This is a genomic window from Humibacter sp. RRB41, from assembly GCF_022761015.1.
GTDB lineage: Bacteria > Actinomycetota > Actinomycetes > Actinomycetales > Microbacteriaceae > Humibacter.
Genome location: NZ_JAKWJQ010000001.1, coordinates 1193157 through 1219923, shown reverse-complemented (window position 1 = coordinate 1219923; position 26767 = coordinate 1193157). Strand labels below are relative to the sequence as shown.

The 26767-nt window shown below is 67.5% G+C and carries 26 protein-coding genes and 1 tRNA gene; 9 read left to right on the top strand and 18 right to left on the bottom strand.

Annotated features, from left to right (window positions below; translation table 11 throughout):
• On the bottom strand, nucleotides 1-691 hold a 691-nt coding region (locus tag MJ603_RS05755; protein WP_243062681.1), incomplete at its 3' end, for a DUF222 domain-containing protein.
• 1032 nt (nucleotides 692-1723) lie between these two features.
• On the opposite strand from MJ603_RS05755, the gene MJ603_RS05750 reads away from it, so the two are divergent.
• Nucleotides 1724-2206, top strand: coding sequence for a hypothetical protein (locus tag MJ603_RS05750; RefSeq protein WP_243062680.1), 483 nt, complete (start codon nucleotides 1724-1726; stop codon nucleotides 2204-2206).
• A gap of 37 nt (nucleotides 2207-2243) precedes the next feature.
• Here the strand turns inward: MJ603_RS05750 and MJ603_RS05745 are convergent, their stop codons facing one another.
• Entirely contained in the window at nucleotides 2244-2663 is a 420-nt protein-coding gene (locus MJ603_RS05745) for a MarR family winged helix-turn-helix transcriptional regulator (RefSeq protein ID WP_243062679.1), read from the bottom strand.
• Nucleotides 2664-2723: 60 nt separating this feature from the next.
• Between MJ603_RS05745 and MJ603_RS05740 the strand changes: the two genes are divergently transcribed.
• Entirely contained in the window at nucleotides 2724-3524 is an 801-nt protein-coding gene (locus tag MJ603_RS05740; protein ID WP_243062678.1) for an alpha/beta fold hydrolase, read from the top strand.
• 10 nt (nucleotides 3525-3534) lie between these two features.
• On the opposite strand, the gene MJ603_RS05735 is transcribed toward MJ603_RS05740, so the two are convergent.
• From MJ603_RS05735 to iolC, 6 genes are read right to left on the bottom strand one after another with little or no spacing between them, the layout of a single operon-like run.
• Nucleotides 3535-4557: a Gfo/Idh/MocA family protein gene (locus MJ603_RS05735; RefSeq protein ID WP_243062677.1), complete on the bottom strand. Its 1023-nt coding sequence runs from the start codon at nucleotides 4555-4557 to the stop codon at nucleotides 3535-3537.
• 22 nt (nucleotides 4558-4579) lie between these two features.
• Nucleotides 4580-5524 carry a sugar phosphate isomerase/epimerase family protein gene (locus tag MJ603_RS05730; RefSeq protein ID WP_374230831.1) on the bottom strand — a complete coding sequence of 315 codons (945 nt, stop codon included), beginning with the start codon at nucleotides 5522-5524 and terminating at the stop codon, nucleotides 4580-4582.
• 59 nt (nucleotides 5525-5583) lie between these two features.
• Nucleotides 5584-7497 (bottom strand): 3D-(3,5/4)-trihydroxycyclohexane-1,2-dione acylhydrolase (decyclizing), encoded by a 1914-nt coding sequence (gene iolD, locus MJ603_RS05725; protein ID WP_243062675.1) that lies wholly within the window; start codon nucleotides 7495-7497, stop codon nucleotides 5584-5586.
• Nucleotides 7494-8396, bottom strand: a complete 903-nt coding sequence (iolB, locus tag MJ603_RS05720) for a 5-deoxy-glucuronate isomerase (RefSeq protein WP_243062674.1) — start codon at nucleotides 8394-8396, stop codon at nucleotides 7494-7496. The genes iolD and iolB overlap by 4 nt, the downstream gene beginning before the upstream one ends.
• A gap of 5 nt (nucleotides 8397-8401) precedes the next feature.
• Nucleotides 8402-9316: a hypothetical protein gene (locus tag MJ603_RS05715; RefSeq protein WP_243062744.1), complete on the bottom strand. Its 915-nt coding sequence runs from the start codon at nucleotides 9314-9316 to the stop codon at nucleotides 8402-8404.
• Entirely contained in the window at nucleotides 9309-10283 is a 975-nt protein-coding gene (gene iolC, locus MJ603_RS05710; RefSeq protein WP_243062673.1) for a 5-dehydro-2-deoxygluconokinase, read from the bottom strand. The genes MJ603_RS05715 and iolC overlap by 8 nt, the downstream gene beginning before the upstream one ends.
• A 117-nt stretch (nucleotides 10284-10400) precedes the next feature.
• On the opposite strand from iolC, the gene MJ603_RS05705 reads away from it, so the two are divergent.
• The gene (locus MJ603_RS05705) at nucleotides 10401-11171 is read left to right on the top strand and encodes a GntR family transcriptional regulator (protein ID WP_243062672.1); all 771 of its coding nucleotides are present in this window, start codon (nucleotides 10401-10403) and stop codon (nucleotides 11169-11171) included.
• 52 nt (nucleotides 11172-11223) lie between these two features.
• Here MJ603_RS05705 and MJ603_RS05700 read toward each other — a convergent pair.
• The 6 genes from MJ603_RS05700 to galU all read right to left on the bottom strand — a co-directional run bounded on the left by MJ603_RS05700 (nucleotide 11224) and on the right by galU (nucleotide 15839).
• Nucleotides 11224-11296, bottom strand: a tRNA-Ala gene (locus tag MJ603_RS05700).
• Nucleotides 11297-11353: 57 nt separating this feature from the next.
• Complete coding sequence (locus MJ603_RS05695; RefSeq protein ID WP_243062671.1) at nucleotides 11354-11653, bottom strand: hypothetical protein; 300 nt, start codon at nucleotides 11651-11653, stop codon at nucleotides 11354-11356.
• A complete protein-coding gene (locus MJ603_RS05690; RefSeq protein WP_243062670.1) occupies nucleotides 11608-13056 on the bottom strand; it encodes a class I adenylate-forming enzyme family protein in 1449 nt (482 codons plus the stop codon). Before MJ603_RS05690 ends, MJ603_RS05695 begins: the two co-directional genes overlap by 46 nt.
• A gap of 46 nt (nucleotides 13057-13102) precedes the next feature.
• Nucleotides 13103-14125 (bottom strand): hypothetical protein, encoded by a 1023-nt coding sequence (locus MJ603_RS05685; protein ID WP_243062669.1) that lies wholly within the window; start codon nucleotides 14123-14125, stop codon nucleotides 13103-13105.
• Nucleotides 14126-14234: 109 nt separating this feature from the next.
• Entirely contained in the window at nucleotides 14235-14888 is a 654-nt protein-coding gene (locus MJ603_RS05680) for a GNAT family N-acetyltransferase (protein WP_243062668.1), read from the bottom strand.
• An 18-nt stretch (nucleotides 14889-14906) separates the two neighbouring features.
• Nucleotides 14907-15839: a UTP--glucose-1-phosphate uridylyltransferase GalU gene (gene galU / locus MJ603_RS05675; protein WP_243062667.1), complete on the bottom strand. Its 933-nt coding sequence runs from the start codon at nucleotides 15837-15839 to the stop codon at nucleotides 14907-14909.
• Between the two features lie 71 nt (nucleotides 15840-15910).
• Between galU and MJ603_RS05670 the strand changes: the two genes are divergently transcribed.
• The 3 genes from MJ603_RS05670 to mscL all read left to right on the top strand — a co-directional run bounded on the left by MJ603_RS05670 (nucleotide 15911) and on the right by mscL (nucleotide 17445).
• The gene (locus MJ603_RS05670; protein WP_243062666.1) at nucleotides 15911-16492 is read left to right on the top strand and encodes a 5-formyltetrahydrofolate cyclo-ligase; all 582 of its coding nucleotides are present in this window, start codon (nucleotides 15911-15913) and stop codon (nucleotides 16490-16492) included.
• A 67-nt stretch (nucleotides 16493-16559) separates the two neighbouring features.
• Nucleotides 16560-16898 carry an FmdB family zinc ribbon protein gene (locus tag MJ603_RS05665; RefSeq protein ID WP_243062743.1) on the top strand — a complete coding sequence of 113 codons (339 nt, stop codon included), beginning with the start codon at nucleotides 16560-16562 and terminating at the stop codon, nucleotides 16896-16898.
• 70 nt (nucleotides 16899-16968) lie between these two features.
• Nucleotides 16969-17445 (top strand): large conductance mechanosensitive channel protein MscL, encoded by a 477-nt coding sequence (mscL, locus tag MJ603_RS05660; RefSeq protein WP_243062665.1) that lies wholly within the window; start codon nucleotides 16969-16971, stop codon nucleotides 17443-17445.
• A gap of 23 nt (nucleotides 17446-17468) precedes the next feature.
• Here the strand turns inward: mscL and MJ603_RS05655 are convergent, their stop codons facing one another.
• Entirely contained in the window at nucleotides 17469-18035 is a 567-nt protein-coding gene (locus MJ603_RS05655) for a YbhB/YbcL family Raf kinase inhibitor-like protein (protein ID WP_243062664.1), read from the bottom strand.
• Nucleotides 18036-18092: 57 nt separating this feature from the next.
• Here MJ603_RS05655 and MJ603_RS05650 point away from each other — a divergent pair, with 57 nt between their 5' ends.
• Nucleotides 18093-18545, top strand: coding sequence for a MarR family winged helix-turn-helix transcriptional regulator (locus MJ603_RS05650; protein WP_243062663.1), 453 nt, complete (start codon nucleotides 18093-18095; stop codon nucleotides 18543-18545).
• A gap of 23 nt (nucleotides 18546-18568) precedes the next feature.
• Here MJ603_RS05650 and MJ603_RS05645 read toward each other — a convergent pair whose 3' ends face one another.
• On the bottom strand, nucleotides 18569-18796 hold the full coding sequence (locus MJ603_RS05645) for a hypothetical protein (RefSeq protein WP_243062662.1): 228 nt from the start codon (nucleotides 18794-18796) through the stop codon (nucleotides 18569-18571).
• A gap of 37 nt (nucleotides 18797-18833) precedes the next feature.
• Nucleotides 18834-22583, bottom strand: coding sequence for an AAA family ATPase (locus tag MJ603_RS05640; protein WP_374230829.1), 3750 nt, complete (start codon nucleotides 22581-22583; stop codon nucleotides 18834-18836).
• Between the two features lie 157 nt (nucleotides 22584-22740).
• Here MJ603_RS05640 and MJ603_RS05635 point away from each other — a divergent pair, with 157 nt between their 5' ends.
• The gene (locus MJ603_RS05635; RefSeq protein WP_243062661.1) at nucleotides 22741-22992 is read left to right on the top strand and encodes a hypothetical protein; all 252 of its coding nucleotides are present in this window, start codon (nucleotides 22741-22743) and stop codon (nucleotides 22990-22992) included.
• 134 nt (nucleotides 22993-23126) lie between these two features.
• Nucleotides 23127-24779: a thiamine pyrophosphate-binding protein gene (locus tag MJ603_RS05630; protein ID WP_243062660.1), complete on the top strand. Its 1653-nt coding sequence runs from the start codon at nucleotides 23127-23129 to the stop codon at nucleotides 24777-24779.
• A 6-nt stretch (nucleotides 24780-24785) separates the two neighbouring features.
• Here the strand turns inward: MJ603_RS05630 and MJ603_RS05625 are convergent, their stop codons facing one another.
• On the bottom strand, nucleotides 24786-26681 hold the full coding sequence (locus MJ603_RS05625; protein ID WP_243062659.1) for an FAD-binding monooxygenase: 1896 nt from the start codon (nucleotides 26679-26681) through the stop codon (nucleotides 24786-24788).
• Nucleotides 26682-26767: the final 86 nt, after the last annotated feature.

The following is a 26767-nucleotide window of genomic DNA, read 5'->3' as shown; positions in this document are numbered from 1 at the left end:
GCTTCTCCACTTCACGGTCGTGGCGTTCCTGCAGCGTGTCGGCACACAACCGCTCCCGCAACAGCCGACACCGGCGGGCGAACTCCCCAACCCGCAGACCTTCAGCGATCAAGGCGAGACGCTGATCGTAGGTAGCCATCAGCGTCTCGGTCGGGATGCCATCGGCACTGTCCACCGCAGCCCGCACATGCTGGGAACTGATCCGCCCCGCCAGGAACAACTCACACAAGCGAGACAGGCTGCCGGTCAGGACACCGGCTTGGTGATCGTACGCACGCACCAGGTTCTCACTAACATGCAACCGGTGCGCCAAATCGAACGCCACAGCACGCTCCGAGAAGTCCACATCATCCACCCCGACAGAGGTGTCCGCAACACCCACCGGGACATAGACGCGCACATACTCTCTGGCGATCTGAAACGCCTCATGCACCGCGAACATCTGCCGCGCCGACTCACGATTCACCACCGTCTGATGTGACACCGCATCATCAAACACGAAGTCCAGAATCTCCACCGCCGACAGCCGACGCACATGCCGTCCCGGCAACACATCCGGATTCCAGACACCATCACTCTCGAACACGTCCTCAGGCGGAACATCCGCATACGCGCCGGCGAGATCATCGACGACATCACACACGTAGCCCGACCCGGAGCCGGCGGCCGCGCGGTCTTCAGTGTCGAACATAATAGCGATTATACTCCGCACGTCAGACAGTGTGAACGACGGATGGCTGCACTGTGGATAGATTGCCGAAAGGAAACCCGTACAGCTGACTTTTCGCACGCGGTGGCCGTAGTATCGAACGTGTGTACACATAGAGGATCGGCCTACGCCGCCGCTGAGTGCCACTTGAGAGCATCGTGCAAGATGCTCTCGTCGGTGCTCGCCGATCTTTGGATTCCCGTTCCTGGCGGCCGGCCAGACCAATAGAGTTCGAGAGAAGAGAATACGGATCGGTGGACGCATCTATCTGTCTCAAGCGCGCTTCGCGATGTGGGTGGGACCGCGTTGTGCCGGTACCTGGAAGAACGGGCGGCTGAGGTGGTTCGACGGCGAGCGAGCGCCTTTTTGACGGGCTGCGCAGTGCTGGTGGCTTTGGCACTTTCCGGATGCAGCGCACCTGACGCGGTATCGCCCATCACGGCATCCACCCTCGTTCGGCCTGCGACAGGTGCGCCGCCGAGCCCGTCCGTAGACGATCGGACACTCACATCCGAGGATGCGTACTCGAAATGCTGGGGCAAGTTCGCAGCGACGCAGACGCCCGCGCCCACCCATGATGACGTCGCGAACCAAGCGTTCGCGTCCACCAGTCAAGGCCTCCACGTAACCATGACCGAAGGCGGGCACGACCATTGACTGCATCGTTGGTTCTGGCGGGTCTGACTGCACCGGAACCCTGCTGTCGTTCAACATCATCAACTGACGCAACGGAGCCGAGCCCGCAGCTGATCGCGGAATTCGAACTATCCCCACGGTCGCAATCGGCCAGATTCGACGCATCTTCATCCCGTTCGGCTCTTTACTCCGGACACTATCCGTTCGCCACGGCTACTGACACAGGCAGGTCCGCAGCCCGATCGGCTTGCGGTACGCGGACGCGACGCGCAGAAACACGCTCTTGTGCCGTCGTCGCCGCGTGATGATTTCGAAGCCGCCGTGCCTCTAGAGTTTGGGCAGCGTTGAACCCTGAAACCTGCGGTGTTGGAGGTTGGCGTGCGTAAGGTTCGGCTCACGGGAATGGTGGCCACGCAGGTGGCCGCCGTGCTGGTCCTTGCGGGATGCTCGACAGCCGCGGCATCGTCGCCGCCGCATGCGCCCCATACGACCGCAGCAACCGTGCACGAGCCGGACCAATCGATTGCGACAACGTGCCTGACCCTGGAGACCGTGAACACGAGCTTGCTCGATGCGGCATCGGATCGTGACCAGGGCACGTACACGGATGCGCAGTACGCGGCCGTCATCAACACGGTGCCGATGACCCTTCACCTCCTTGATCTCGCGCACCTGGACGGGACCGCCGGACTAGCGGCGGATGTCGGCCTCTTGGAAGACGCGATCAAATCCTCACCGGCGATCATCGCCGGCGCACAGTTCGATCCCGGATCCGCCGCCTACCGCTCCGCATTGAGCAGCACGGTCGCGGACTGCGCCACGAACCAGACGCCCATCCGCAACATCGTCCAAGGCGGCTGATGAGTGCGAGTAGTCGGCTCGAACCGAAGGCCTCGACCTACCCATCGCCCCCAGGCACCAGCTTCGTCAACAGCCCGCCGAGCTGATCCAACTCGGCCGCGCTGAGCGGGGCGAGCGACTGCTTCAACACGCCGTCGACGATGTGCTGGGCTTCGACGCGCAGCCACTCCCCCTTCTTCGTGATCCGGTGACGCACTGCCCGGCCGGGACCGGGCATCCGCTCCAGCAAGCCACGGTCGATCATGCGCTGCGCGAGGGTGCCGAACGCCTGGTCGGACTGGAACGTCATCGTCGCGAGGTCGTGCAATGAGGCGTCGGGATTCTCGTGAAGGTGCCGCAGCGCATCCCACTGCACCAGCGAGATGCCGAGCGGCTTCAGAGCCGCATCGATGCCGCGATGATGGCGCGTCTGCAGACGCTTGATGTCGAGCGCGATTCGGGCGAGGGAGTGACTCACGTTCACACGATATCAGTAAGACAACTTGTTTATATCAATATGTTGATCTAGCCTGATCGCATGCCTAGTCCAACCTCCCCCTCGAATCAGACCACCCGCACGATCCCTGTTCCCTTCGACGGGAGCACCGTTCCCGTCCTCGTCAGCGAGTACGGCGCCGGGCGTCCCGTGCTGCTGCTCCACGGTGGCGGCGGACCGGTGACGGTGGATGCCTTCGCGCGCCGTCTCGCTGCCGAGCGCGGTGTGCGGGCGCTCGTGCCGACGCATCCGGGGTTCGGTGGTACCGAGCGTCCTGACCGGATCGCGAGCATCCGCGACATCGCCGCCCTGTATGCGGCACTGCTGCAGAGCGAGGGCCCGACCGGGGTCACTGTCATCGGCAACTCGATCGGCGGATGGATCGCTGCCGAGCTGGGCGCGCTCGGCACGAACGCAGTCGAGCGCCTCGTGATCATCGACGCTGCCGGTCTCGAGGTCCCTGGGCATCCGGCCGCCGACTTCTTCTCGCTCACGTTCGACCAGATCGCCGATCTCAGCTACGCCCGGCCGGATGCCTTCCGCATCGACCCCACGGCGCTTCCCGAGGCTGCACGAGCGGCGATGGCGGGCAATCGCGCGTCGCTGCTCACCTATGCGGGGAAGGGCATGGTCGACCCGACACTCGCGTCGCGGCTCGCGACGATCGCGGTGCCGACCCTCGTCGTGTGGGGCGATCACGATCGCATGATCGGCACCGCCGTCGGCGAGGCGTTCGCGAACGCTGTTCCCGGTGCGAGGTACGAGTTGCTTGCGAACACCGGGCATCTCCCTCAGCTGGAGACGCCGGATGCCGTGCTCGCGGTTCTCGACGGATTCCTGTGACGGCAGGTGCCTAGTCGACGGCGTAGAACGCCGGCGTCGGCGGCAGTTCCATGCTCACGGCTCCCTCCGTGTGGAGCGCCTTGACGCCGGCCTCACAGGCGACGGCGACCTTGAAACCGTCCCACGCGGAGGGCCCCGCGATGCCACCCGCCCGCACAGCATCCACCCACGCCTGAACCTCGAGATCGTAGGCACGCTTGAACCGCGTCGTGTACGTCTGGTGCTCGGCGATGCGGAACGCACCGTCCTGCCACAGTTCGAGGCCCTCTGGCTGCCCGATGCGCGCGACTCCGCGCTCGAACACCGCCTCGGTGGCCACCTGGTAGCCGAAGCGAACGCTGACGTTCATCTCGACGTCCACCAGCACCCCGTTGTCGAGCTGCATGATCACGAGAATCGGCTCCCGAAGATGGCTCGGCGACCCGGAATTGCGCCTGCCGTAGTCGACCCGCACCGACGCGATGCTCGCACCAGCCAGCCACGGCACGACGTCGAACTCGTGCACGACCGAGTCCGTGATGAGCATCTCCTGCGTGTAGTTCGGCGGCACTGACGGATTGCGATGCACACCCCGGAGCATCAGGAGCTCGCCTGCTGTGCCGGACGTGATCAGGTCCCGCAGGCTCCGGTACTGCGGGTCGAAGCGGCGCATGAAGCCGACCTGGATGAGGTGCTTTCCGGTCTTCTGTTCAGCCTCGACGATGCGCCACGACGATCCGGGATCCTGGGTGAGCGGCTTCTCGCAGAGGATCGGGATGCGCGCATCGAGCGCCGGCAGCAGCACCGGCTCGTGGTACGCGCCGGGCGTCGCCACGACGACGGCATCCATGGCGCCTGAGTCGATGGCATCCTCGATCCGGCCGAACACGGATGCCTCGGGAGCCAGTCGCGAGGCGGCCTCGGCACGGGTCGCATCCGGTTCGATGATCGCCGAGACGTCTGCTCCCGCGATGGTGCCGGTCAGGCGCGCGATGTGATCGGCGCCCATGATGCCCGCGCCGACGACGCCGACGCGCAACTCCGTGGTGGTCATGCTGATGCCGTGCCTTTCCGTGTCAGCGGTTGCGAGTGAGCGGCGTGCAGCCGAAGATGTGCTCGCGGGTGCGAGCGGCGATGCCGAGAGGCACGTCGATGTCCACCCCCGGCATGTCCTGCTCGACGATCGCGAAGATGTTCTGGTCGATCGCGGAGACCGCCTCGATGATGGGCGCGAAATCAGGGATGCCCGTCGGCGGCTCGACCATCACGTCGATCGCGGATTCCGAGAACGGCACGTCGTTCTTGAGGATCTCGAACCGCAGTTCCGAGTCGATCTGCTTCAGGTGCAGGTAACCGATCCGGTCCGGATGTGCCTCGATCATCTTCACGTTGTCGCCGCCGTAGTAGGCGAAGTGACCGGTGTCGAGGCAGAGGTTCAGGTAGCGCTGATCGGTCAGCTCGAGAAGCTTCTCGACCTCGCGGTAGGTGCCGACGTGACTGTCGGCGTGCGAGTGGAACTGCTGGTGCACGCCGTACTCCTCGAGTAGTGCCTGGCCTAGCCGGTCGTGGCCAGAGCACAGCGCCAGCCACTGCTCTTCGGTCAGCGTTCGAGGTTCGAGCGCGCTTCCGTCGTGTTCCGAACGCCACATGTCGGGGATGACGACGATGTGCTCGGCGCCGAGCGCGTGGGCGAGACCGGCGACCTTGACGGCTTGATCCCAGGCGCGCTGCCACTGCTCTTCGCCCTTGTGGAACCCGGTGAACACGGTTCCGGCGGAGAGCTCGAGGTCTCGTTCGCCCAGTTCATCCTGGAGCTCGTGCGGGTCGGTCGGCAGATAGCCGTACGGGCCGAGCTCGATCCAGTGATAGCCGGCGGCGTGTACTTCGTCGAGGAAGCGCTGCCAGGGAATCTGCGCGGGATGCTCCGGAAACCACACGCCCCAGGAATCGGGAGCTGTGCCGATCCGCAGTCCCTGCGTGTGCGGTGCCATCGCTCCGGTGCGAGTTTCGGTGTCGGTCATCATCGTCCTTCTTGTCTAGCGTCACCCTTGTCCGGCGTCACCCTTGTCCGGCGTCTCCGTCAGCCGAGGAGCGGCCGCTGCTTCTTCTGCTGCTCGAGATAGTCCGTGTAGGCCTTCTTCGTGCTGTCGAGCACGGAGACCTGCGCGACGGGCACATCCCACCAACCCCCGCCATCCGGTGCAGAGGCGAACGGATCGGAGTCGACGTGGATGAGAGTCGACGTGCCGGATGCCTTCGCCGCGGTGACCGCATCGCTCAGCCGCCGCGCAGCATCCGGCCCGGGCTTCACTTCGATCACCTCGATGCCGTAGCTGCGGGCGTTGGCAGCGAGGTCGACGGCAGTGAGCAGGTCGCCCGACTCGAAGTTGAGTTCGTCCCGGTTCAGGTAGCGATAGCGGGTGCCGAAGCGCTGTGATCCCACGGATTCGGAGAGGTTGCCGATGGACGCGAAGCCCTCGTTCTGAATGAGCACGACAATGATCTTGATGCTCTCGGCGACAGCGGTGGCGAGCTCGCTGTGCAGCATGAGGTAGGAGCCGTCGCCGACCATTACGATCACGTCGCGGTCGTCGTCGAGCGCCTCGAGTCCGCGCTTGGCGCCGATGCCTCCGGCGATCTCGTAGCCCATCGTCGAAAATGCGTACTCCACGTGGTAGCCGAGCGGGTCGCGCACGCGCCAGAGCTTGTGCAGGTCGCCAGGCAGCGAACCGGCGGCCTGCACGACGACGTCCCTCGGGTCGGCGGCGGACTGTACTGCGCCGATGATCTCGGACTGGCCGAGTACCTCGGCGCCGGTCGGCGACAGCGCCGCGTCGGCGACGGCATCCCACCGCGCCTTCTCCCGATCGACGAGCTCCGCGTAGTCGGCATCGACGTGGCAGCGCGTCAGCGACGCGGCCAGCGCTGTCAGCGTCTCGCGGGCATCCGCGACGACGGGCAGCCGGCTGCCGTGCTTGTACGCGTCGAACGCTGCGACGTTGACGTTCACGAACGTGACGTCGGGGTTCTGGAACGCGGTGCGGCTTGCAGTGGTGAAGTCGCTGTACCGCGTGCCGACGCCGATCACGACGTCGGCGTCGGCCGCGAGCCGGTTGGCGGCGCTTGTACCTGTGGCGCCCACACCCCCCAGGTACTGCGGGTGATCCCAGTTCAGCGCTCCGCCTCCGGCCTGGCTCGTGCCCACCGGGATGCCCGTTGCCTCGACCAGCTCTCGCAGAGCGTTCTCCGCGCCCGAGTAGATCACCCCGCCGCCCGCGACGATGAACGGTCGTTTCGCGCCCTTGATCGCCGCGACGGCGGCGTCGAGCGCCCACCGCTCCGGCACAGGGCGGCGGATGCGCCACTCTCGGTCCTGCAGGAACTCGACAGGCACCTCGATGGCCTCGGCCTGCACGTCCTCCGGCAACGCGATGGTCACAGCACCCGTCTCGGCTGGATCGGTGAGCACCCGCAGGGCTGCGAGCGCGATCGAGAACAGCTGCTCGGGCCGCTGCACCCTGTCGAAGAACCGGGACAGCGGCCGGAAAGCGTCGGTGACCTGCATGCCGATGTCGTGCGGGTGTTCCAGCTGCTGCAGCACAGGGTCCGCGACGCGTGTCGCGAAGGTGTCGCTCGGCAGCAGCAGCGCCGGCAGACGGTTCGCGGTCGCCAGCGCGGCTCCGGTCAGCATGTTGGCGGCTCCGGGACCCACGGATGCCGCGGCCGCGAGCGTGGCCCGGCGCCGGTGCATGCGTGCGAATCCGACCGCCTGATGCACCATCGCCTGTTCGTTGCGCGCCTGGTGGTACGGCAGCAGCTGCGGTTGCACCACGTTGTACTGCTTGAGCGCCTGCCCGATGCCTGCCACGTTCCCGTGCCCGAAGATGCCGAGGATGCCCGGCACGGTGCGCTCGCGGATGTCGCCGTCCACGGTCCACTGGTGGCCGAGGAATTCGACGAGTGCCTGCCCGACGGTGAGTCTGCGCGTCGTCATGCGGATTCTCCGAACTTTCGAGTGCCGTAGGGAAGACGGGGGTCCTGCAGCCGCGTCGCCCAGTTGTCTCTGATCCACGACTGCCGTGGATCGTCGCTGATCAGCCAGGCCCGTTCCGGGCCGGGACCGGCCATCACGTTGAGGTAGTAGAGGTCGTACTCCGGTGCGGCTGCTGCCGGGCCGTGGTACCCGAAAGGCACCAAGGCGATGTCGCCGCTGCGCACGAGCGCGTCGGTCTGGATGTCCCCCGCCGCAGATCGGTAGGTCGCGAACGTTCCGAAGGCATCGACGTCGGCCGGCGGGCGCAGCCCGGGGTGCGCAGCCGCCTCGAAGTAGTAGATCTCCTCGAGCTGCGACTCGTGACCCGGCACGTCCTCGTCGTGTTTGTGGGCAGGGTGCGACGACCAGTTGCCGCTCGGTGTGATCACCTCGCAGGCGATGATGGATGCGGCATCCAGCACCTCGGGCGTGCCGAAGTTGTGCACCTGCCTGGTGTCCTTGCCCGCGCCGCGCACCTCGAGGGGGACATCGGGTCTGGCCAGGTGGCGGCTCGGCTTGCGCACGTTCGTGAAGGCCTCCGCCACGGCGACCCGGCCACCGCCGTCGATCGTCAAGGCTTCGCCCGCGCCGACGAACAGCACGTCGGTGGGTCCAGCGAAGACCGACTCCCGTCCTTCCAGCTCGGTCGTCGTGTCGTCGTGACGCACCCGGAATGCTCCCGCCAGCGGAACGACGATGCGCTCGACGTCGCCGGCGGCGAGCTCGACCGACGCTCCATCGAGCGATGCGATGCGGATGCCCGTGTGCCGCCACCCCTCGAGGTGGTCGTCGACAACGGCATCCCATTCGCCGGCAGACAGAGTGCCGCGCGGGAAGAACCATTCGTTGGGAACGGCCATCGTCCTCAGCTTCCGTGAACGAGTGAGGCGGCGATGTGCACGGCCCGCGCGACGTCGTCGTCCTGGGGATAAAGGAGGGTGCGGCCGACCACGAGACCGTGGACCCCTGGCAGTCCGAGTGCGGCCTGCCAGGATGCATAGGTCTCATCGGGGCCGGCGTCACTGTCCCCGCCGAGGAGCAGTGTTGGCAGCGTCGTCGCTTGCATCACGCGCTCCATTTCGGCGACGACGGGAAGCTTCAGCCAGGTGTATGCCGATGAGGCGCCGAGACCTGACGCGATAGCGACGGAGGTGATCACGGCATCCGTCGACAGGTCGTTGACGACGCGGCCGTCCGCCCACTCGGTCATGAACGGCTCGAGCATGATCGGCAGCGTCGCGGCAGCGGATGCCGTGACCGCGTGCGCCGTCTGTTCGAGCGTGCGAGCCGTTGCCGGGTCCCGCAGGTTGATGCGCATGAGCAGCTTCGCGGCATCCAGGCGCGATGCGACGAGGGAGTCGACGTCGTAGCCCGTGTAGCGATCGTCCATCTCGAAGACGGCGCCGCGCAATCCGCCTCGGTTCATCGAGCCGACGGCGATCTTGTCCTCGAGCACGCCGAGAAGCGCGAGATCGTCGACGATGTCGGGGGTGCCGAGCACACCGTCGACGCCTGGCTGCTCGAGCGCGAGAGCGAGTCGCTGCAGCAGGTCGTAACGGCTCGCCATCGCCAGCGGGTTCTTCCGAACCCCCAGGGCACCGCGGGCGGGGTGGTCGGCAGCCACGATGAACAGACGGCCGTCGCCGCGCACCAGCGGACGCCGCGACCTCGCGCGCAGGGCCGAGCCGATGGCATCCGGTTCGCTGTGGCGTAGCCTGCGTAGCCGCGCCAGGGCGTCGTCGGCGATCGGTGCCCGGCTGCGTTCCGTCGCGTCAGGCACGGACACCGTCGAGCTCCCTCAGCACGGCCTCGACCTCGGCGGTCGTCGGCATCGCGGTCGAGCACTCCCTGCGCGTTGCCACGATCGCTCCCGCGACGTTCGCGAATCGGATCGTTCGCTCGAGGTCCCACCCCTGCAGGAGTCCGTGGCACAAGGCCCCGCCGAAGCCATCACCGGCGCCGAGCCCATTGACGACCTGCACCGCATAGGGCTCGACTTCGACCGTCTGCTCCCTGGTCTTGGCGAGCACGCCGCGCGGACCCTGCTTCACGATCGCGAGTTCGACGCCGTGATCCAGAAGCGCGTCGGCGGCCCGGTACGGATCGCTCTCGCCTACTGCGACCTCGCACTCCTCGCGATTGCCGACGGCGACGGTCACCCGGCCGAGTGCTCTGCGCACCTCGACGGATGCCGCCGCCCGCGACGACCAGAACATCGGCCGGTAGTCGAGGTCGAGCACGGTCAGCGGAGCCTTCGCGCGAGCGTTCCACGCCACGTGATGAGTGGTGCGACTGGGCTCACGCGACAGTCCCGTCACCGTGGCCCAGAAGACGCGCGCCCTGGCGATCTCGTCGAGATCCAGGTCCGTCTCCGTGATGGTGAGATCCGGTGCGATCGGATCCCGATAGAAATAGAGCGGAAAGTCGTCGGGGGGAAAGATCTCGCAGAATGTCACGGGTGTGCTCAGGGTCTCCACCGTGCTCACGAACCTGTCGTCGACGCCGAGTCGACGCAGCTCCCGATGTGCGTAGCGACCGAACGGGTCGTCCCCTGTCGCCGTCACGACAGCGCTGCGCAGGCCATGGCGCGCGGCGGCGATCGAGACGTTCGTCGCGCTGCCGCCCAAGAACTTGCCGAAGGTCTCGACGTCCTCGAGCCCGACTCCGTCTTGCAACGGATAGATGTCGACGCCGATTCTGCCGATCGTGATCAGATCGAACGGGGCGCTCGCACCCGTTTCCGTCATGGCGTCGTCACCTTCTCTTCGATCGTCGAAGAGCCCCGGCGCCTTCGACTTTGTACTATCAAACTAACATGACGTAACCTCTTTACATAGATCAACGAATGTCAGTGCGGAGCAGGAATGTCACAGGACACGGCCGAACAGACGCAGCTGCCGCCTGAGCTGTTCATGGATATCGACCGATCCGGCCCGGTACCGCTGTACTTCCAGGTGGCTCAGCGCATCGAGCAGGCCATCAGCGACGGCACGCTCCCTCCAGGTGCTCGGCTCGAGAACGAGATAGCGCTCGGTGAGCGGTTCGGCCTGTCGCGTCCGACAGTTCGTCGAGCCATGCAGGACCTCGTGGACAAGGGCCTGCTGGTTCGACGGCGCGGGATCGGCACGCAGGTGGTGCGTCGCCCTGTCACCCGCAAGGTCGAGTTGACCAGCCTGTACGACGACCTCGAACGCAGCGACAAGCATCCGCAGACCACGTTGTTGTCGCGCCTGATCGTCGATGCCGACGACCACGTTGCCGACGTGCTGTCGATCCCACCTCGGTCTTCCGTGCTGCACGTGCTTCGCCTGCGCCTCACCGACGGGGTGCCCCTTGCTGTGCTCGAGAACTTTCTGCCCGGTGAGTACGCGGACTTCTCAGAGGATGACCTGACCCGACGGGGGCTCTACCAGCTCATGCGTGCGCGAGGGACTCTCATCAGCGTCGCCCAGCAGCGTATCGGCGCCCGAGCCGCGACCTCGAAGGAGAGCCGGCTCCTCGGCATCAAGGACCATGGAGCAGTGCTCACGATGGAGCGCACCGCGTACGACAACAACGGCCGGGCTGTCGAGTACGGCCGTCACTGCTACCGGCCCGACCTCTACGACTTCGAGATCACGCTCGTCGACAAGTGAGCTCCAGCATGAAGAAACCCCCGTACTTCCGAGGAAATACGGGGGTTTTCGGTGGAGCTACGGGGATTCGAACCCCGGACCTTCTCATTGCGAACGAGACGCGCTACCAACTGCGCCATAGCCCCAAGTGCGTATGAGACTTTAGCACGCCGGCCACCTCCAGCCGGAATCGGGACGCCTCCTCAACCGGTGATCCGCTGCACCAACAGGTACTTCTGGATCTTCCCCGTCGTCGTCATCGGCAGCTCCTCCGCGGTGAGCACCGTGATGCCCCGCGGCACCTTGAACGGGGCTAAATGGGTGCGTGCGTGGGCCAGCAGTTCGCGTTCGTCGATCACGGCATCCTCGTTGGCCACGATCCACGCCCAGCCGACTTCGCCGTAACGGTCGTCGGGGATGCCCGCGACGAACGCCTGACTCACACCCGGCCCACCGCTCAGCACGAGTTCCACCTCGACCGGCGCCACCAGCTCGCCGCCCACCTTGAAGAGCTCCTTGCTGCGGCGCTGAGGTGCAGGTATCCGGCGTCGTCGACGAAGCCGAGGTCGCCGGTTCGCAGCCATCCGTCGGCATCGATCGACGCGGATGTCTGCGCCGGGTCCCCGATGTATCCACGCGTCACCTGTGGGCCTCGCACCGTCAGCTCGCCGGGCTCCCCGCGCTCGAGCACGTGCCCGTCGAACGGATCGATCGTGCGGTATTCCGCGAGCCGGCCATCCGGCACCGCCGTGCCCACAGCGGCCGCACCGCCCAGCTTCGGCGTGCCGACCACGTTCGCGACGAGCTCGATCGAGTCACCGGGCAACGTCAGCGCGGTCGCCGCCGACACCTCCGTCTGGCCGTATCCGGTGAAGATCATCTGCGGATTCAGGTCGCTCATCACCCGGTTCCACAGCCAGACGGGTGCGGGCGCGGCCGCCGAGAACACCGACTGCAGGCTCGTGAGATCGAAGTCGCCCTTCACCGCCTGGTCCACGACGGCGACCGTCATCGTCGGAACGAACAGCACCTCGTTGATGCCGTGCTCCTGAATCTGCTCGAGCGCGGAGCGCGGGTTGAACACCCGTTGCGGCACGATCGCGCCGCCCGCGAACATCGCTGCGAGCATCCCCTCCACGTAGCCGAACACGTGGTAGAGCGGCAGCGCGAAGCCGATGCGCCAGCCGTCGTCGAACGCCCGGGTGTACGCGGAGCCGTATGCACTGCGCAGCAGCATGTCGTGAGTGAGCTCCGCTCCGAGCGCGTGCCCGGTGGTGCCCGACGTGAAGACGATGTCGGCGACCGCGTCGGCCAGGATGCCATCGGTCGCTTTCTGCACAGCATCGTCGTCCCGCTGACGCGACAACCCGGGCACCGTCAGCGCTCCCGACCGCCACCCGGGCTCGGCGAGCACGATCGAGCGCAGCGACGGCACCTCTGCGCTGCGCACCTCGCTCTCCCAGCCGGGGAAGCGCTCGTCGAACACGGCGAGAAAGTCCGTGGCCACCGACCTGTCGATGCTGATCAGCACGCTCGCGCCCGCCTGCCGCAGCCGCTGCACGATCTCGTCGCCGCGATACGAATAGTTCAGAGCGACGGCCACCGCACCGATGCGGGCGATCGCGAACTTGACGATCGGGTAGTCCGCGCGGTTGTCCATCAGGAGAGCGACCCGGTCGCCGGGCTCGACGCCGAGTTCCAGCAGCCCGGCCGCGAGGCGACGCGAGCGTTCCGCGACCTCCGCATAGGTGTGGGTCACGGCATCCGTGATCACGTACGGACGGTCGGGATGCCTCGCCACCGCGTCGTCGAACGCCGCGGCGAGGGAGCGTGGCGTCCACGGCTCGGCCGTGCGCTCCAGCGCATCACGACGGCGGGCGATCTCGGGTTCGGCAAGGGTGCCCATGGCGCGAGGCTACACTCGCAGACCGCTCACGAGAATGAGCCCGACGTCAGCCGGCGGCGCGACGACGACGCAAGGCCTCGTCGAGGTCGATGTGCTCGCTCTGCATATCGCCGACGACGCCCATGCGCGCGTACCTGCTCGGCGGCGCGACCCGCTCGGGTTCCGACGGAGCGGATGCCGGCGGAGCCTCGATCCGCGCAGGCAGCGTTGGGACCTGTGCGGCGGCGATCCGTGCCGCGCGCTCTTCGAGCTCCGCCCGCACGGCTGCACGGCGCAGAGCCACAGCAGCATCGACGGATGCCATGGCAGCCGCCGCACGCGATCCCGGCGACTGATACATCGGCTTCGGCAGCGGTTGAGGCTGCCAGCGCACATCCGCCTGCTCCTCCTCCTGCTGAACCGGCTCGGCGTGCAGTGCGTGATCGTAGAGCTCGGGATTCGACCGCACGGTCCGGCCGCGCTCCCGGCGCGCAGCACGGTGCGCGGACACTTGCACGGCGAGCCTGCGCTGCACCGCGAACGCGCAGACCAGCAGCACGACAGACGCAGCGAGCAAGCCCCACGATGCCGCGGTGACAAGGGAGTACACGCCGAACGCGATTCCGACGAGCGAGGCGAGCAGAGCGCCGGTCGTCGCGAGACGCGTGCGGCGCACCGCCTTGGCGAAGGTGCGGTCACGCTCATCGCGCGCCGTGGCAGTGGACACCCTGTGCTCGGGCGGTGCCTCGGCATCCACCGGCCCGTCTGCGGGCTCGGGCACGGCGTTTGTACGCGTGGCGGCGCGGGCCTCGGAGATCGCGTGTGCGCGGGCAGCGACATCCGCCCGCGCGCGCACCTTCTTCAGCACCTTCTGCTGCCTGGCGACGTCACGCGCGGTCGCTTCGACGTGCACCTCTTCCGGAGCCTCGGCCGTCTCGGCGAGGATGCGCAGAGTCTGCTGCAAGCGCACAGCGTTGCGCTCCGCGTTCAGGTAGTCGCGTCGTCGAAGCCATGTCGGCACCAAATACGCCAGCCAGAGGGCTGCCGCGAGCGCGATGACGACTCCGCCGCTCAGTGTCCCCCCGGTCATGTCACTACGGTAGGCGGGCACGGCCGTCTGGCCCGGTCGCCCGCGCCGTGTGTCCTCGATCGCCGCGCGAGCGGATGCCGCGCCGTTCGTCTCGAGGTCGCCTGCGACGTCATCGCCCGCGCGGTGACAGCGGGTGCGCTGCAGCTTCGCGGTCGGCCTCCGGCACGGCGGCGACGCCCTCTGGGACGTCGCCGGATCTCCACCTGCGCAGCACGCCCTGCGGAATCTCCTCGACCACGAGCGCGAAGCAGAAGTGGTCGCGCCAGTCGCCGTTGATGTGGATGTAGCGCCTGCGCAGGCCCTCGTACCGGAAGCCGAGCTTCTCGACGACCCGCAGCGACGGACCGTTCTCGGGACGGATGCAGATCTCCATGCGGTGCAGGCCCATCTGGAAGAAGCAGTAGTCCGTGGCAAGCGCCACGCTCGTCGGCGTCAGCCCCTTGCCGGCGAACCGCTCGGCGACCCAGTAGCCGATCGTCGCGGACGCCAGCGAGCCGTAGGTGACCGACGACACGTTCAGCTGTCCCGCGAGCTCGCCGTCGTACTCCATGGCGAACGGGAGCCCGTGGCCGGCCCTCGCAGAGGCTTGCAGCGACCGGATGCTCGCCCGCGTGTCGAAGGACATCGGCGCGTGCGGGCTGGTCGCCTCCCATTGCCGCAGCCATGCACGGTTCTCGAGCAGCTCCTTTTCGAGCGCTCGGGCATCACGCAGCCGGATCGGGCGGATGCCGACAGCACCGTCGCTGAGAGTCGGTACGTACACGGGATGCTCGTTCTCGTCTCAGGCGCCGACGCCGGGCTCGTCGAGGGTCTCGCCGGCCTTCGGCTTGTTGGCGAGCGTCGACGCGTACTTGCGCAGCCAGGCGCGGAAGTCCGGTCCGAGGTCCTCGCGGTCCACGGCGAGCTGCACGATCGACTTCAAGTAGTCCAGCCGGTCGCCGGTGTCGTAACGGCGTCCGCGGAAGACGACTCCGTACACGCCGGGGCCGCCCGACTCCGCCGCGAGCTCCTGCAGGGCATCCGTCAGCTGGATCTCCCCGCCCTTGCCCGGTTCGGTGTGCTCAAGCACGTCGAACACCTCCGGCTGCAGCACGTACCGGCCGATGATGGCGAGGTTCGACGGGGCGTCCTCTGCCGAAGGCTTCTCGACGAGCCCGGTCACCCGGACCACGTCGCCATCGTCTGTCGCCTCGACCGCCGCCGCACCGTAGAGGTGGATCTGCGACGGTTCCACCTCGAGCAGTGCGATGACGCTGGCGCCTCGCTCCTCCGCCACCTCGAGCATGCGGCTGAGCAGCACGTCGCGGCTGTCGATGATGTCGTCGCCGAGCAGCACCGCGAAGGGCTCGTTGCCGACGTGCATGCGTCCTCGCAGCACGGCGTGGCCGAGCCCTTTGGGATCACCCTGCCGCACGTAGTGCACGTCAGCCAGATCGGTCGAGTACATCACGCGGCGCAGCTTCTCGGTGTCGCCCTTGGCGGCCAGGGTCGACTCGATCTCGGTCGCCCTGTCGAAGTGGTTCTCGAGCGCGTTCTTGTTGCGACCGGTGATCATGAGCACGTCGCGCAATCCTGCGCCGACGGCCTCTTCCACCACGTATTGGATAGCCGGTTTGTCGACGACCGGCAGCATCTCCTTCGGCATGGCCTTCGTGGCCGGAAGGAAGCGGGTGCCGAGGCCGGCGACGGGGATGACGGCTTTGGTAATGGCCATCTGCTCAGGGTATCTGGTGCCTGGGCGCCTGCGGACATCGCACCAAGGAACGACACCCTAGTATTCCTGATATGCCGTCCGACCCGAGCAGTGCGAAGCGTGCGCTGCGCGCGGACCTGCGGGAACGCCGCAAGAACGTCACCGTCACGGAGCGCGAGAAGGCCACGGCCGGCATCACCGCCAACCTTCAGCACCTGGTCGAGCAGTACAGCGCCAGTTCGCTGTCCTGCTATCTGTCGGGCTCGAACGAGCCGAACACGCGCCCCTTCCTCAATTGGGCGTTCGCTCAAGGTCTTCGTGTGTTGCTTCCGATCAGCAGGGAAGACGGACTCCTCGACTGGACCGTCGACGACGGCGAGTCGGAGGCCGAGGGCATCCTGGGGTGGCCGGAGGCGGTCGGCGAGCTCCTCGGTCCGATCGCGGTCAACGACGTCGACCTCATCATCGTGCCCGCCGCCGCAGTCGATCCCAGCGGCATGCGGATGGGCTGGGGCAAGGGCTACTTCGACAAAACCCTGGGCAGCATGGAAAAATGTCCTCCGGTGTATGCCGTCGTGTTCGACGGCGAGGTCCTCGACGAGGTGCCCCGCGAGAGACACGACGAGCCCGTGACCGGTGCGGTGACCCCGACCCGCATCATCCGCTTCCACTAGCGGCATGCCGCACGGCCCGGTCGGAGCATGGCACGCACCGGCTCAGACTTCGAATTGAGAGATGACGATGCCCACCTATTCGTACAAGTGCACCGAATGCGGTCACGCGTTCGACGTCCATCAGGCGTTCAGCGACGACGCGCTGACGACCTGCCCTGAGTGCGGCGGTCCGCTGCGCAAGGTGTTCGGCGCCGTCGGCGTGACGTTCAAGGGCTCCGGCTTCTACCGCACCGACTCGCGTTCCGGTTCGTCGCAGTCCGTCGCCTCGGGCAAGAACGAGCCGACCGGGCCGAAGAGCGACCATTCGGCATCCGGCACGAAGAGCGAGTCGAAGGGTGCCGGCGAGAAGAAGAGTGCACCTGCCGCGCCCGCCACGAGTTCGAGCGGATCGGGATCCTCGGCCTGACGTTGCGCCCGCCTCCGCGGAAATCGGCCGAACCCTTCTACGATCAGGGTTGAGGGAAGGGGGCCCACACATGATCAAGGGCTTCAGAGAGTTCATCATGCGTGGCAACGTGATCGACCTCGCCGTAGCGGTCGTCATCGGCGCCGCGTTCACCGCGGTCGTGAATGCGATCGTGACCAGCCTGATCAATCCGTTGATCAGCGCTTTGTTCAACGCGAAGTCGCTGGACAACGCATTCGTGGTGAGCATCCCGACCGTCGGGGGTGGTGAGTCGAAGCTGATGTTCGGCGCCATCATCGGCGCACTCATCCAGTTCCTCGCCGTAGCCGTCGTCGTCTACTTCGCGTTCGTCTTCCCGATGAACCACTTCCGCGAGCGTGCAGAGGCGAAACGCGCCCTGAACGCAGGACCCGAAGAAGAAGCTCTGCCGACCGATGTGGAGCTGCTCGCACAGATCCGCGACCTGCTCGCGGCACAAGCGGATGCGGCCCTTGCAGCTCCCGGCGACGGCGCAGGCGGCCGGCATGCGGACGGCCCCACCGAGTAGTCATCGCTCCGGCCGGGGCGACGTCAGCGGATTTCGTACGTGCCGTCGAGCCGGGCTCGTGCAATGACATGCCCGGCCATGGAGTCGGCCACGTCGGAGAGCGTGAACGAACCGCCAAGCTCGAGCCGAGTGTTCAGCGCGTAGAGCTGGAAGGCATACGTGTGCGGGCCGTGCGAGCGCGGCGGCAGCGGCCCGGCCCAGCCGCGACGCCCGAAAGCGCCCTTTCCGTGCCGCAACCCGACGATCGAGCTCGGCTCAGCGAGACCGTTTTCCGGGATGCCTGTCAGTGACGGGTCGATCCCGATGGCGAGCGCATGGGTCGCCGGCTTGCGGAACGGAACATCGGGGTCCTGCACGATGAGCACCAGTTCGACGGCGCCGGCGGGCGACGACGTCCATGCCAGTGCCGGCGAGATGTTCGGGCCGCGGAACCTGCCGCGGTACTCCTCCGGAATGGAGGCGCCGTGCTCGAAGGCGGAGCTGATGAGTGTGAAGCTCGCGGGCGCCTGCATGTCGGGTCGCGCCCAGACGAGGGTGCGTTCTCCGGCGTGACGGTTGCGCAACGCGCGGCCCAAGGGATTGGCGGGCATGGTCGTCATTTCATGGATCTCGTGGTGGATCGAACTCCTTAGGTATACTAAAGAATTATGGAGCTCAGCGCAAACAGCGCCACGGTCGGGCCTGACGGGGCCGGACTCGGAGGCGAACTGCGGTCGACTGTCGCACGGCTCTTCCGCCGGTTCCGCGCCGAACGACCCGAAGGGGCCCTTGGAGACACGGCGCTCGAGGTGCTAAGTCGCTTGCAGAAGCACGGACCGCAGACCCTGACCGAACTGAGCGAACACGATCGCGTCTCCCCAGCGTCGATGAGCCAGAGCGTGGACCGGCTCACCTCGGCCGGGTACGCCGTACGCGCTCGCGACATGCACGACAGGCGAAAGGTGTTGTTCAGCGCCACCCCGGACGGCGTCGAACTCGCGCGCACAGCACGCGCACAGCGCAACAGCTGGCTCAATGCTCGATTGAACGCGCTCAGTGCCGAGGACCGACGCACGATCGCCCGCGCGTGCACGCTGCTCGGCGACATAGCCGACTCGTAGACGAGTCGGTCGCCCTCAACTCTCTAGGCTCCAGCACGCCAGTGCGGCGGAAGGTCGCGCTTCAGACGGTCGTCGTTCGTGTCGGAGCCGTCGCCCCACGCACGGTCGGTGTCTTCGGATGCCCGCACCGCGGCATCCGCTCCCCCGTCTCTCTGCGGGGTCGGGTCTGTGCCGGGCGCACCGGTGCGCTGCGCGCGCCGTCCCGTCTTGCGGTGGGCGGCCTCGCGCCGCTGAAAGCCATCCGTTGTCACGTCTTCCAGGGTAGGCGAGTGGCTGCGGCTCCGGCTGCTACTCCGACTGCTCGTCCGGCTCGATCGCGCCGAGCAGCTTGCCGATGCGCTGTGCGACGGCCTCCGGGTCGGCGAAGAGCTCGAAGCTGTGCACGCGCACGTAGTGCCAGCCCAAGCGGCGCAGCACCTCGGGTCGCAGCCGCAGGGACTCGCGCAGGCTGGCCTGCCCGAGCACCCGATCGGTCTCGACGACGACCGCCTTACCGGAGAACGACGCGGCGAGCGGCAGCACACCGCGGTGGCCGAGCTGCACATGGAGGCCGTACTTCTCGAGCCGGCACGCCAGGTCGACGAGCAGCGGTTCTGAGTCGTCGGGCACCTCGTCCGGTCCGCCTTCGATCTCCGCTGCCTCTTCGAGCACCTGCGCGAGGGCGACGATGCCGTGTTTCATGCGCGAGTCGTCGATGTCTTCTGGCTTGAAGCAGGACACGATGTCCATCGCCCTGCGCGCCCGCGTGAGTCCGACCGCGAGCAGACGTTCGCCTCCCGGCTCGCCGAGCGCACCGAACGTCGACAGCAGCCGCCCGTGCGGTGTTCGGCCGTAGCCGATGGAGAAGATCACGCGGTCGCGGCTCTGCGCCACCGACTCCTCGAGCGTGACCACGGTGAAGGGTTCTGGCCGGTCGCCGAGGATGAAGTCCGCGAGCTCCTGCCGCTTGGTGGATGCCGCGAGCACTGCGTGCTGCACCCGTACCGCGTGCTTCGGGCTCGCCGTCACCACCATGAGCGACTCCCGCGGTCTGCTCAGTGCGTGATCGAGCACGAGCTCCACGACGCGGGTCACCTCGGCGTCGACGCTCTCGACGGTGCCGGTGTCGTCGTCTGGCATGCCGTGTCCGCCGCGAACGTAGCTCAGCGAGAGGCTGGAATGTCCGAGGTAGCTGCCCGCCCACGGCAGCGATTCGATCTGCCCTCCGTAGAACCTGCGGTTGACCAGCTCAGCGAGGTCGTCGCCCACCGACCGGTAGCTGCGTGTGAGGGTGAACACGGGGAGCAGCTCGGAGAGCTGGGCCAGCGCGGATGCCGCGTGCCAGGCATCCACGTCACGCCTGTCGCTCTGCTCCTCGCCCTCTTCGGCTTGGGAGGGATCGGCGACGGAGATGCGGAACGCCGAAGGCGTCTGCGTCACCGGATCGCCGAACGCGACGACCTGGCGGGCGCGGCGCACTGCGCCGATGTTCTCCGCGAGCGTGCAGGCCCCGGCGTCGACGAGCACGACCGTGTCGAACGCCATGGCCGACGGAAGAGACGCCACGTCGTACGGCGACGCGAGCCAGACCGGCGCGAGAACCCTGGCGAGCTGCGGGGCCTTGTCGGTGAGCGTTGCGGGCGTGGCCGAGCCGGCACGAAGAAGCCGGCGCAGGGCATCCGCCTGCTCGGGATTGTCGGCAAGGGCGATCTTCCACTGCACGGCGAGCTGCGACGACAGCAACTGCCCGGATGCCGAGGCGTGTGCTTGGTCGACGAGCCTGAAGTCGGCCTCGAGCCGATCGAGCACGCGCGTGTTCGCGCTGAGCAGGGCGCGATCGTCGCCGAGCAGGATCTCCAGCACCGACTGCCACCAGGCCAGTTCCAGCTCGGCTGCCACGTTCTCGCTCGTGACGTGCCGCGCAGACAGGTCGGCCAGCAGCGGATCCAGTCGCAGCTCGCGCAGCTTGCCGAGCAACGCCGTGCGCTCCTGCAGGTTGATGAGCACCTCGGACTCCACGGCGAGACCGCCGAGCATGCTCGTCAGGTCGCCGAGCGGCAGCACAGTGAGCGACTCGGAGCTGCGCGTGCGTCCCAGCGGGCCATCGAGGCTCGCGAGGTCTTCCGACACCTTCTGGAATGCGACCTGCACGTCTGCGACGCCGACCGGCACGCGGGGCGGGGCGCCGGCATCCGCGAACCGCTGCCACAGTGTGCGCTGCTGCTGGATGCGCCGCAGCGACTCGTTCAGATCGGCGACGTGGCCGCCGGGGCGCACGTACTCGAGCGCGAGCTTGCGCAGCTTGCGACGCGTCGACCCCGACATGTTCGGGGTGTCGCGCCGGTTGGAGGTGGCCGTGATGAGCTCGTCGAGCGGACGGTCGAACACCGCAGGCAGGAACCGGTCGAGCGTCTCGCGCAGATCGGCGAGCAGGCGCAGGTAGATGCCCAACTCTGCGACGTTCTGGAACGGGCGCAGCCTGGTGCCCTCGATGAGCGTCGTGGCGCGGTCGATGAGGCGCGGAACCTCGATCGCGCTGAGCTTCTTCGCGAGCGTGTGCGCGGCGGCCGCCTGCGTCGTCGACGAGAAGTCGGCGCCGTACCAGGGCGAGTCGTTCGGTCCGTAGCGGAACTCGCCGAGCGCGGCGGACTTGAGCAGGATGTCCGCAGCCTCGCTTCGATCCTTCGCAAGGTGTTCGACGGCCGGGCGGTCGAGCCGTGCCTTCGTCTTGGGCGGTGACGGCAGCAGCGCGAGCCGGGCGAGCTCGCCGAGCGCGTCGAGCACGCTGACGCCGAACGCGGGGTCAGGAGCCGTGAGAGCGCCGCGGTAGTCGACCAGAACCCTGCGGAGCCGCGCGAGTGCGTCGTCGACCTCGTCGGCGTTCGGCTTCGTGCTCTTCTCGTTGCGGGTGATGGACCGGATCAGGTCGCGACGCACGCTGCGGGTGACGACGGCGGATCCGCCGAGGCCGACCTGATCGAGGCGGTGGGCGATGGCATCCAGGCTGGAGCGCCGAGGGCTCACGACCAGCACGCGTCGATTGCGTGCCACGAGAGCGCCGATGGCGTTCACGATGGTCTGAGTGGCTCCCGTGCCGGGAAGCGTCTTCACGACGATGGAGTTGCCGTTCGAGATCTGGGCGACGACGCGTTCCTGCTCGGGGTCGGCATCCACCAACAGGGTGTCGATCGATGGCGGACGATTGTCCTGCGGCACCACCTCGGCCGGCGTGAACCCCGCCTCGACCCTGTCGCGCGCCGTCGGGTTGCCCGAGAGGGCGCTGAGCACGTCGTGGTCGAACTCGCCGAGGTCGTCGGTCATGCTGCGTGCGACGTCGGCGAACGACGACACCACGAGCCTGGGCTGAACGGCGAACCACTCGAGGTGGCTGGTGAGCCCGCGCAGCCGGTCGATCACCGGCTGCGGCTTGAACACGCCGTTCGTCTCGCTGAGGGCGACGAACGCCTCGCCGTCGAGCTCGATGCGGAACTGCTCGTGCAGTGCCCGTTTGAGCTCGGGGTTGAGGAAGGTCTTGCCGCGCAGCTTGAGTTCGAAGTCGCGTCCGTAACGCCGGATCGCGACAGGGCGCAGCAGTACGGGGGCGCTGTACTCGTCCGCGCCATTGCGCCAGCGGGCGAGACCGACGCCGAGGTGAACGGCGTCGATGCCACGTACAGCCCTCAGTTCGATGCCCTTCGCGGTGATGGCGCCGGCAGCTCCCTTGGCCGTGCGCAGCGCGATGTCGTCGCGGATCAGGCTGGAGAGCAGAGTGCGATCGCCGGTGATGAACTGCGGAAGTCCGCCGGGGTGCGTCGCGCTCAGCTCGATGCGGGTTCGCGGTGTGTCAACGAAGTGCAGCAGTGGCGATGGGCCGCCGATCGCTGCGACTTCGTCGCGCCACTTCGCCCACGTCGGCTCTGAGATGTTGCCAGGAGTCACGTGCGGGTCCCCCAGTGTCACGGTGTACGGCCCCGTCGCTGTGCGGGGGTCGAGGGCGGAATCCTCCACCGCCTCCAATGACGTGAAGTCGACGCTTTGCCGCTTCTCCAGTCTCCGCACACGCAAAACCCTATGCGGAGCGGCCACGGATGCCCGTGAAGCAAGGCCGTTTCAGCGGCATCCGTCGGGTGGAGCAGGGGTGCGGAACGGGGGTATGGCTGCGCGATGCGCCAGCGTAGGCTGACCGATGGACTGCGATGCGGGAGTGGGGACAGCGATGAGCAAGCGCAACGAGGTCGTCGAACTGGGCGGCAACCCGATCAAGACCCTGTACGGCTGGGGCATCAGGAGCGAGCACGCCTACCTTGCGGCGTTCGTCTCGGTCGGCCTGGTCTTTCTGAGCTGGATCGTCTCGCGCATCAAGAAGGACGAGCGTGCGCAGTCCGATCGCTGGGGCCTCTTCATCGGCGAATGGGTCGCGGCGCTGCTGGCCCTCGGTGTTGCGCTGAAGCACGAAGAGAAGGACTGAGAGCGCGCCCCTCGATCGCCAGTAGGATCGTGGCGTCCGGCGTACGCCGCCGGTGCTCGCAAAAGGGGTACGTAGCCGCTCGTCGGCGAGACACATACGGCATCAGCACCGTCAGCGTCTCGAAAGGTCTTCGCATGCCCACCGTCTCTGCACACGTCGCCGTCACGCTCGCCCGCCATCTCGACCATGTCTTCGGCGTGATGGGCAACGGCAACGCCTACTTCCTCGACGCCCTCGAGCGTGAGACCGACGCCGTGTACTCGGCTGTGCGGCACGAGGCGGGCGGCGTCGTAGCGGCGGATGCCCACTTCCGCGCCTCCGGACGCCTCGCCGCCGCCACCACGACCTACGGAGCCGGCTTCACGAACACCCTGACTGCGCTGGCCGAGGCGGTGCAGGCGCACGTGCCGCTCATCCTGGTGGTGGGCGATGAACCGACGTCGGGCCCGCGCCCCTGGGACGTCGACCAGATCGCCCTCGCCTCAGCGGTCGGCGCCCGCACCTATACCGTCGGTCGAGCGGATGCCGCCGCCACCACGGCCATCGCCGTCGAGCACGCACTCGCGTACCGGGTGCCGACCGTGCTCGCCATCCCGTACGACGTCGCCCAGGTCGACGCGGGGCCCGTTCCCGAAGCGCCGTTGCCGACGTTGCCTGCGCCGCTGACCCCGGTCGGGCCGTTCGCGGCCGCAGCGGTCGCCGATCTGGCGCTGGCGCTCGCGGGTGCCGAACGTCCGTTCCTGCTCGCAGGCCGCGGCGCGTGGCTTGCGGGTGCAGGCGATGCGCTCGGCGCACTCGCCGACGCCACGGGTGCCGTCACCGCCGCCACAGCGCTCGGACGCGGGGTCTTCCCCGACGAGCGATACGACCTCGGCGTCACCGGCGGTTTCGGTGCGGAGGGAGCGATGGACCTGGTGAGGCAGGCCGACGTCGCCGTCGTGTTCGGGGCATCCCTCAGTCAATTCACCATGCGGTTCGGCGAGCTGTTCGCGCCGGGCACCCGCGTGGTGCAGGTCGACATGGCGCCTGCTGCGACGCATCCGAACGTCGGTGGGTACATTCGCGGGGACGCCGCGGTGGTGGCCGGCGAACTCGTCGCGGAGCTCGACCGCCTGCGAGCCGAGCCGAGCGAATGGCGCGAGAGCATCGACCGCGCCGCCCTGATCGCCCGGGATGCCGGCGAAAGTGTCGCTCCGGATGGCAGGCTCGACCCACGCTCCGTCGCCGCAAGCATCGCCGAGTGGCTTCCGGAGGACCGCGTGGTCGTCTCGGACGGCGGCCACTTCATCGGCTGGGCGAACATGTACTGGCCGGTGGCGTCGCCCGACCGCATGATCATGGTCGGAACCGCGTACCAGTCGATCGGGCTCGGGTTCCCCTCGGTCGCCGGCGCCGCCATGGCACGACCCGGCTCGACGATCGTGCTCACGACGGGCGACGGCGGCGGGCTGATGGCGCTCGCCGATCTCGAGACGGCGGTGCGCGTCGCGGGCGGGCACGGCATGGCCGTGGTCTGGAACGACGGAGCCTATGCCGCCGAGGTCAACCTCTACGGCCTCAAGGGGCTCGCGAAGGCGCCGATGCTCATTCCCGAGGTCGACTTCGCCGGCCTTGCGACCGCGGTCGGAGCCGAGGGGGTCGTCGTGCGCGACCTCGCCGACCTCGACCGCCTGGCAACGTGGGCGCGCGAGGATGCCTCGACCCGCCGCTTCCTGCTGCTGGACTGCCGGGTCTCGCCCGCCGTGATCGCGCCGTACCAGCAGGAGATCATCCGAGCGAACTCCTAGGGTCCGCTACTCGGCCGGCGGGGACGGCAGCATGGCGCCCTCGAAGAAGGCAGCCAGTTCGTCGGTCGCCGACAGCGGCAGCACCGTTGACACGTACTGGTCGGGACGCACCACCACGACCACCCCGCCGCGGTCGATCCCGCGTGCGTCGAAGACGTCATCGTCCGGGAGGGCCGCGTAGACCTTCTCGTAGTCGACGAGCCCGAACTTCGCGGTGCGCGGAAGAAAGATCTCAGGCGACGCGATCGTGTCGAGTTCGCCATGCGGCTGCTGGTAGATCACCTTCACGTCGAACACCGCGTCGAGTTCGGCACCGGCCGGCGTGAATCGCACGACGGGCGACTCGGCGGATTCGGCCATCCACCGCGCCCACGACGCGACGCTGGATGCCTCGCCCTGCCCGCCCTCGTCGGCGAACACGTACACGCGCCAGCGGCCGTCGGCACTGGCGTGATGTCCGAGCTGTACAGGGTTGCCGTCCGACACCCGTGACACCATGGCGGACTTGAAGCGCTTGCCGATCGGGTATCCGCCGGCGAGCTGCTGATGCGAGGCATCCGTCACGATCATCGATGGCTGGTACTGGGTCATGAAGCCGGCCGGGAACTCGGCGGTCGCGACGTAGAAGTCCTCGAGCTCGGTTGGATCGTCGAGATCTTCGGGCTTCGTCGCCATGAGCGTCGACCACTCCCGGTCGAAGTCGATGAGGTTCTGGGCGATCACGTGCCGTTCGGCCGAATACGTCGCGAGCAGGCTCTGCGGGCTGAGGCCTGCCAACACGTGCCCGAGTTTCCAGCCGATGTTCCAGCCGTCCTGCATCGAGACGTTCATGCCCTGCCCGGCCTTCGCGCTGTGGGTGTGGCAGGCGTCGCCCGCGATGAAGACCCGGGGCATCCGCTCGCCGATCTCTTCGACGGGAACGTCGTCGAACCGGTCTGTCAGCCGATGCCCGACCTCGTACACGCTGTGCCAGGCGACGTTGCGCACGTCAAGCGAGTAGGGATGCAGAATCTCGTTCGCCCTGGCGATGATCTGCTCGAGCGTCGTGGCACGCACCGAACCCTTGTCGTCCTCTGGCACCTCACCGAGGTCGACGTACATGCGGAACAGGTAGCCGCCCTCACGCGGGATCAGCAGGATGTTGCCCGCCTCGGACTGGATCGAGCACTTGGTGCGGATGTCGGGGAAGTCCGTCACGGCGAGCACGTCCATCACGCCCCACGCGTGGTTCGACTGGGCGCCGAGGTGCACGGCGCCGATCGCATCGCGCACGGAAGAGCGGGCACCGTCGCCTCCGACGACGTATTTCGCGTGGACGATGCGCTCGGTGCCGGCATCCGGCCCGTCGGTGCGCACCAGGCTCACCTCGACGGGGAACTCCCCCTCGCCGATCTCGAGACCGCGGAACTCCCACCCGTAATCCGGGTGCATGCGCGTCGGGGCGTTCGCCATGAACTCGGCGAAATAGTCGAGCACGCGCGCCTGGTTCACGAGCAGGTGCGGGAACTCGCTGATCCCTGTCGGGTCGTCGGGAGCGACGGCAGCGCGCACGATACGCGAAGGATCGGACGGGTCAGGCTTCCAGAACGCCATCTCGGTGATGCGGTACGCCTCGGCGATGATGCGTTCCGCGAACCCGAACGCCTGGAACGTCTCGACGCTGCGCGCCTGGATGCCGTCGGCCTGGCCGATCTCGAGGCGTCCCGGCCGACGATCGACGATGCGGGTGTTCACACCGGGGAACCGGGAGAGCTGGGCGGCGGCCACGAGACCGGCAGGACCGGTACCGACGACGAGAACGTCCATCTCGTCGGGAAGGTCCGCCGGCCGATCGATGCCGGTGCCGACCGCCGGCAGCACTCGCGGATCTCCCGACACGTAGCCGTTGTGGTGGAACTGCATAGGGGTGCCTCCTTGCGCCCGGGCATCGTTGGCGACGTCCACCCTGATGATATACGATTTGAGATACCATTTGACAGCGAAGGAGC

What these genes read in the sequence shown, in the direction of transcription:
- MJ603_RS05630 (WP_243062660.1), top strand. Translation starts at nt 23,127, where the DNA reads ATGCCCACCGTCTCTGCACACGTCGCCGTCACGCTCGCCCGCCATCTC.
- MJ603_RS05705 (WP_243062672.1), top strand. Translation starts at nt 10,401, where the DNA reads ATGTCACAGGACACGGCCGAACAGACGCAGCTGCCGCCTGAGCTGTTC.
- MJ603_RS05685 (WP_243062669.1), bottom strand. Translation starts at nt 14,125, where the DNA reads ATGACCGGGGGGACACTGAGCGGCGGAGTCGTCATCGCGCTCGCGGCA.
- MJ603_RS05670 (WP_243062666.1), top strand. Translation starts at nt 15,911, where the DNA reads ATGCCGTCCGACCCGAGCAGTGCGAAGCGTGCGCTGCGCGCGGACCTG.
- MJ603_RS05740 (WP_243062678.1), top strand. Translation starts at nt 2,724, where the DNA reads ATGCCTAGTCCAACCTCCCCCTCGAATCAGACCACCCGCACGATCCCT.
- mscL (WP_243062665.1), top strand. Translation starts at nt 16,969, where the DNA reads ATGATCAAGGGCTTCAGAGAGTTCATCATGCGTGGCAACGTGATCGAC.
- galU (WP_243062667.1), bottom strand. Translation starts at nt 15,839, where the DNA reads ATGGCCATTACCAAAGCCGTCATCCCCGTCGCCGGCCTCGGCACCCGC.
- MJ603_RS05650 (WP_243062663.1), top strand. Translation starts at nt 18,093, where the DNA reads ATGGAGCTCAGCGCAAACAGCGCCACGGTCGGGCCTGACGGGGCCGGA.
- MJ603_RS05665 (WP_243062743.1), top strand. Translation starts at nt 16,560, where the DNA reads ATGCCCACCTATTCGTACAAGTGCACCGAATGCGGTCACGCGTTCGAC.
- MJ603_RS05690 (WP_243062670.1), bottom strand. Translation starts at nt 13,056, where the DNA reads ATGGGCACCCTTGCCGAACCCGAGATCGCCCGCCGTCGTGATGCGCTG.
- iolB (WP_243062674.1), bottom strand. Translation starts at nt 8,396, where the DNA reads ATGGCCGTTCCCAACGAATGGTTCTTCCCGCGCGGCACTCTGTCTGCC.
- MJ603_RS05735 (WP_243062677.1), bottom strand. Translation starts at nt 4,557, where the DNA reads ATGACCACCACGGAGTTGCGCGTCGGCGTCGTCGGCGCGGGCATCATG.
- MJ603_RS05625 (WP_243062659.1), bottom strand. Translation starts at nt 26,681, where the DNA reads ATGCAGTTCCACCACAACGGCTACGTGTCGGGAGATCCGCGAGTGCTG.
- MJ603_RS05635 (WP_243062661.1), top strand. Translation starts at nt 22,741, where the DNA reads ATGAGCAAGCGCAACGAGGTCGTCGAACTGGGCGGCAACCCGATCAAG.
- iolD (WP_243062675.1), bottom strand. Translation starts at nt 7,497, where the DNA reads ATGACGACGCGCAGACTCACCGTCGGGCAGGCACTCGTCGAATTCCTC.
- iolC (WP_243062673.1), bottom strand. Translation starts at nt 10,283, where the DNA reads ATGACGGAAACGGGTGCGAGCGCCCCGTTCGATCTGATCACGATCGGC.
- MJ603_RS05730 (WP_374230831.1), bottom strand. Translation starts at nt 5,524, where the DNA reads ATGACCGACACCGAAACTCGCACCGGAGCGATGGCACCGCACACGCAG.
- MJ603_RS05655 (WP_243062664.1), bottom strand. Translation starts at nt 18,035, where the DNA reads ATGCCCGCCAATCCCTTGGGCCGCGCGTTGCGCAACCGTCACGCCGGA.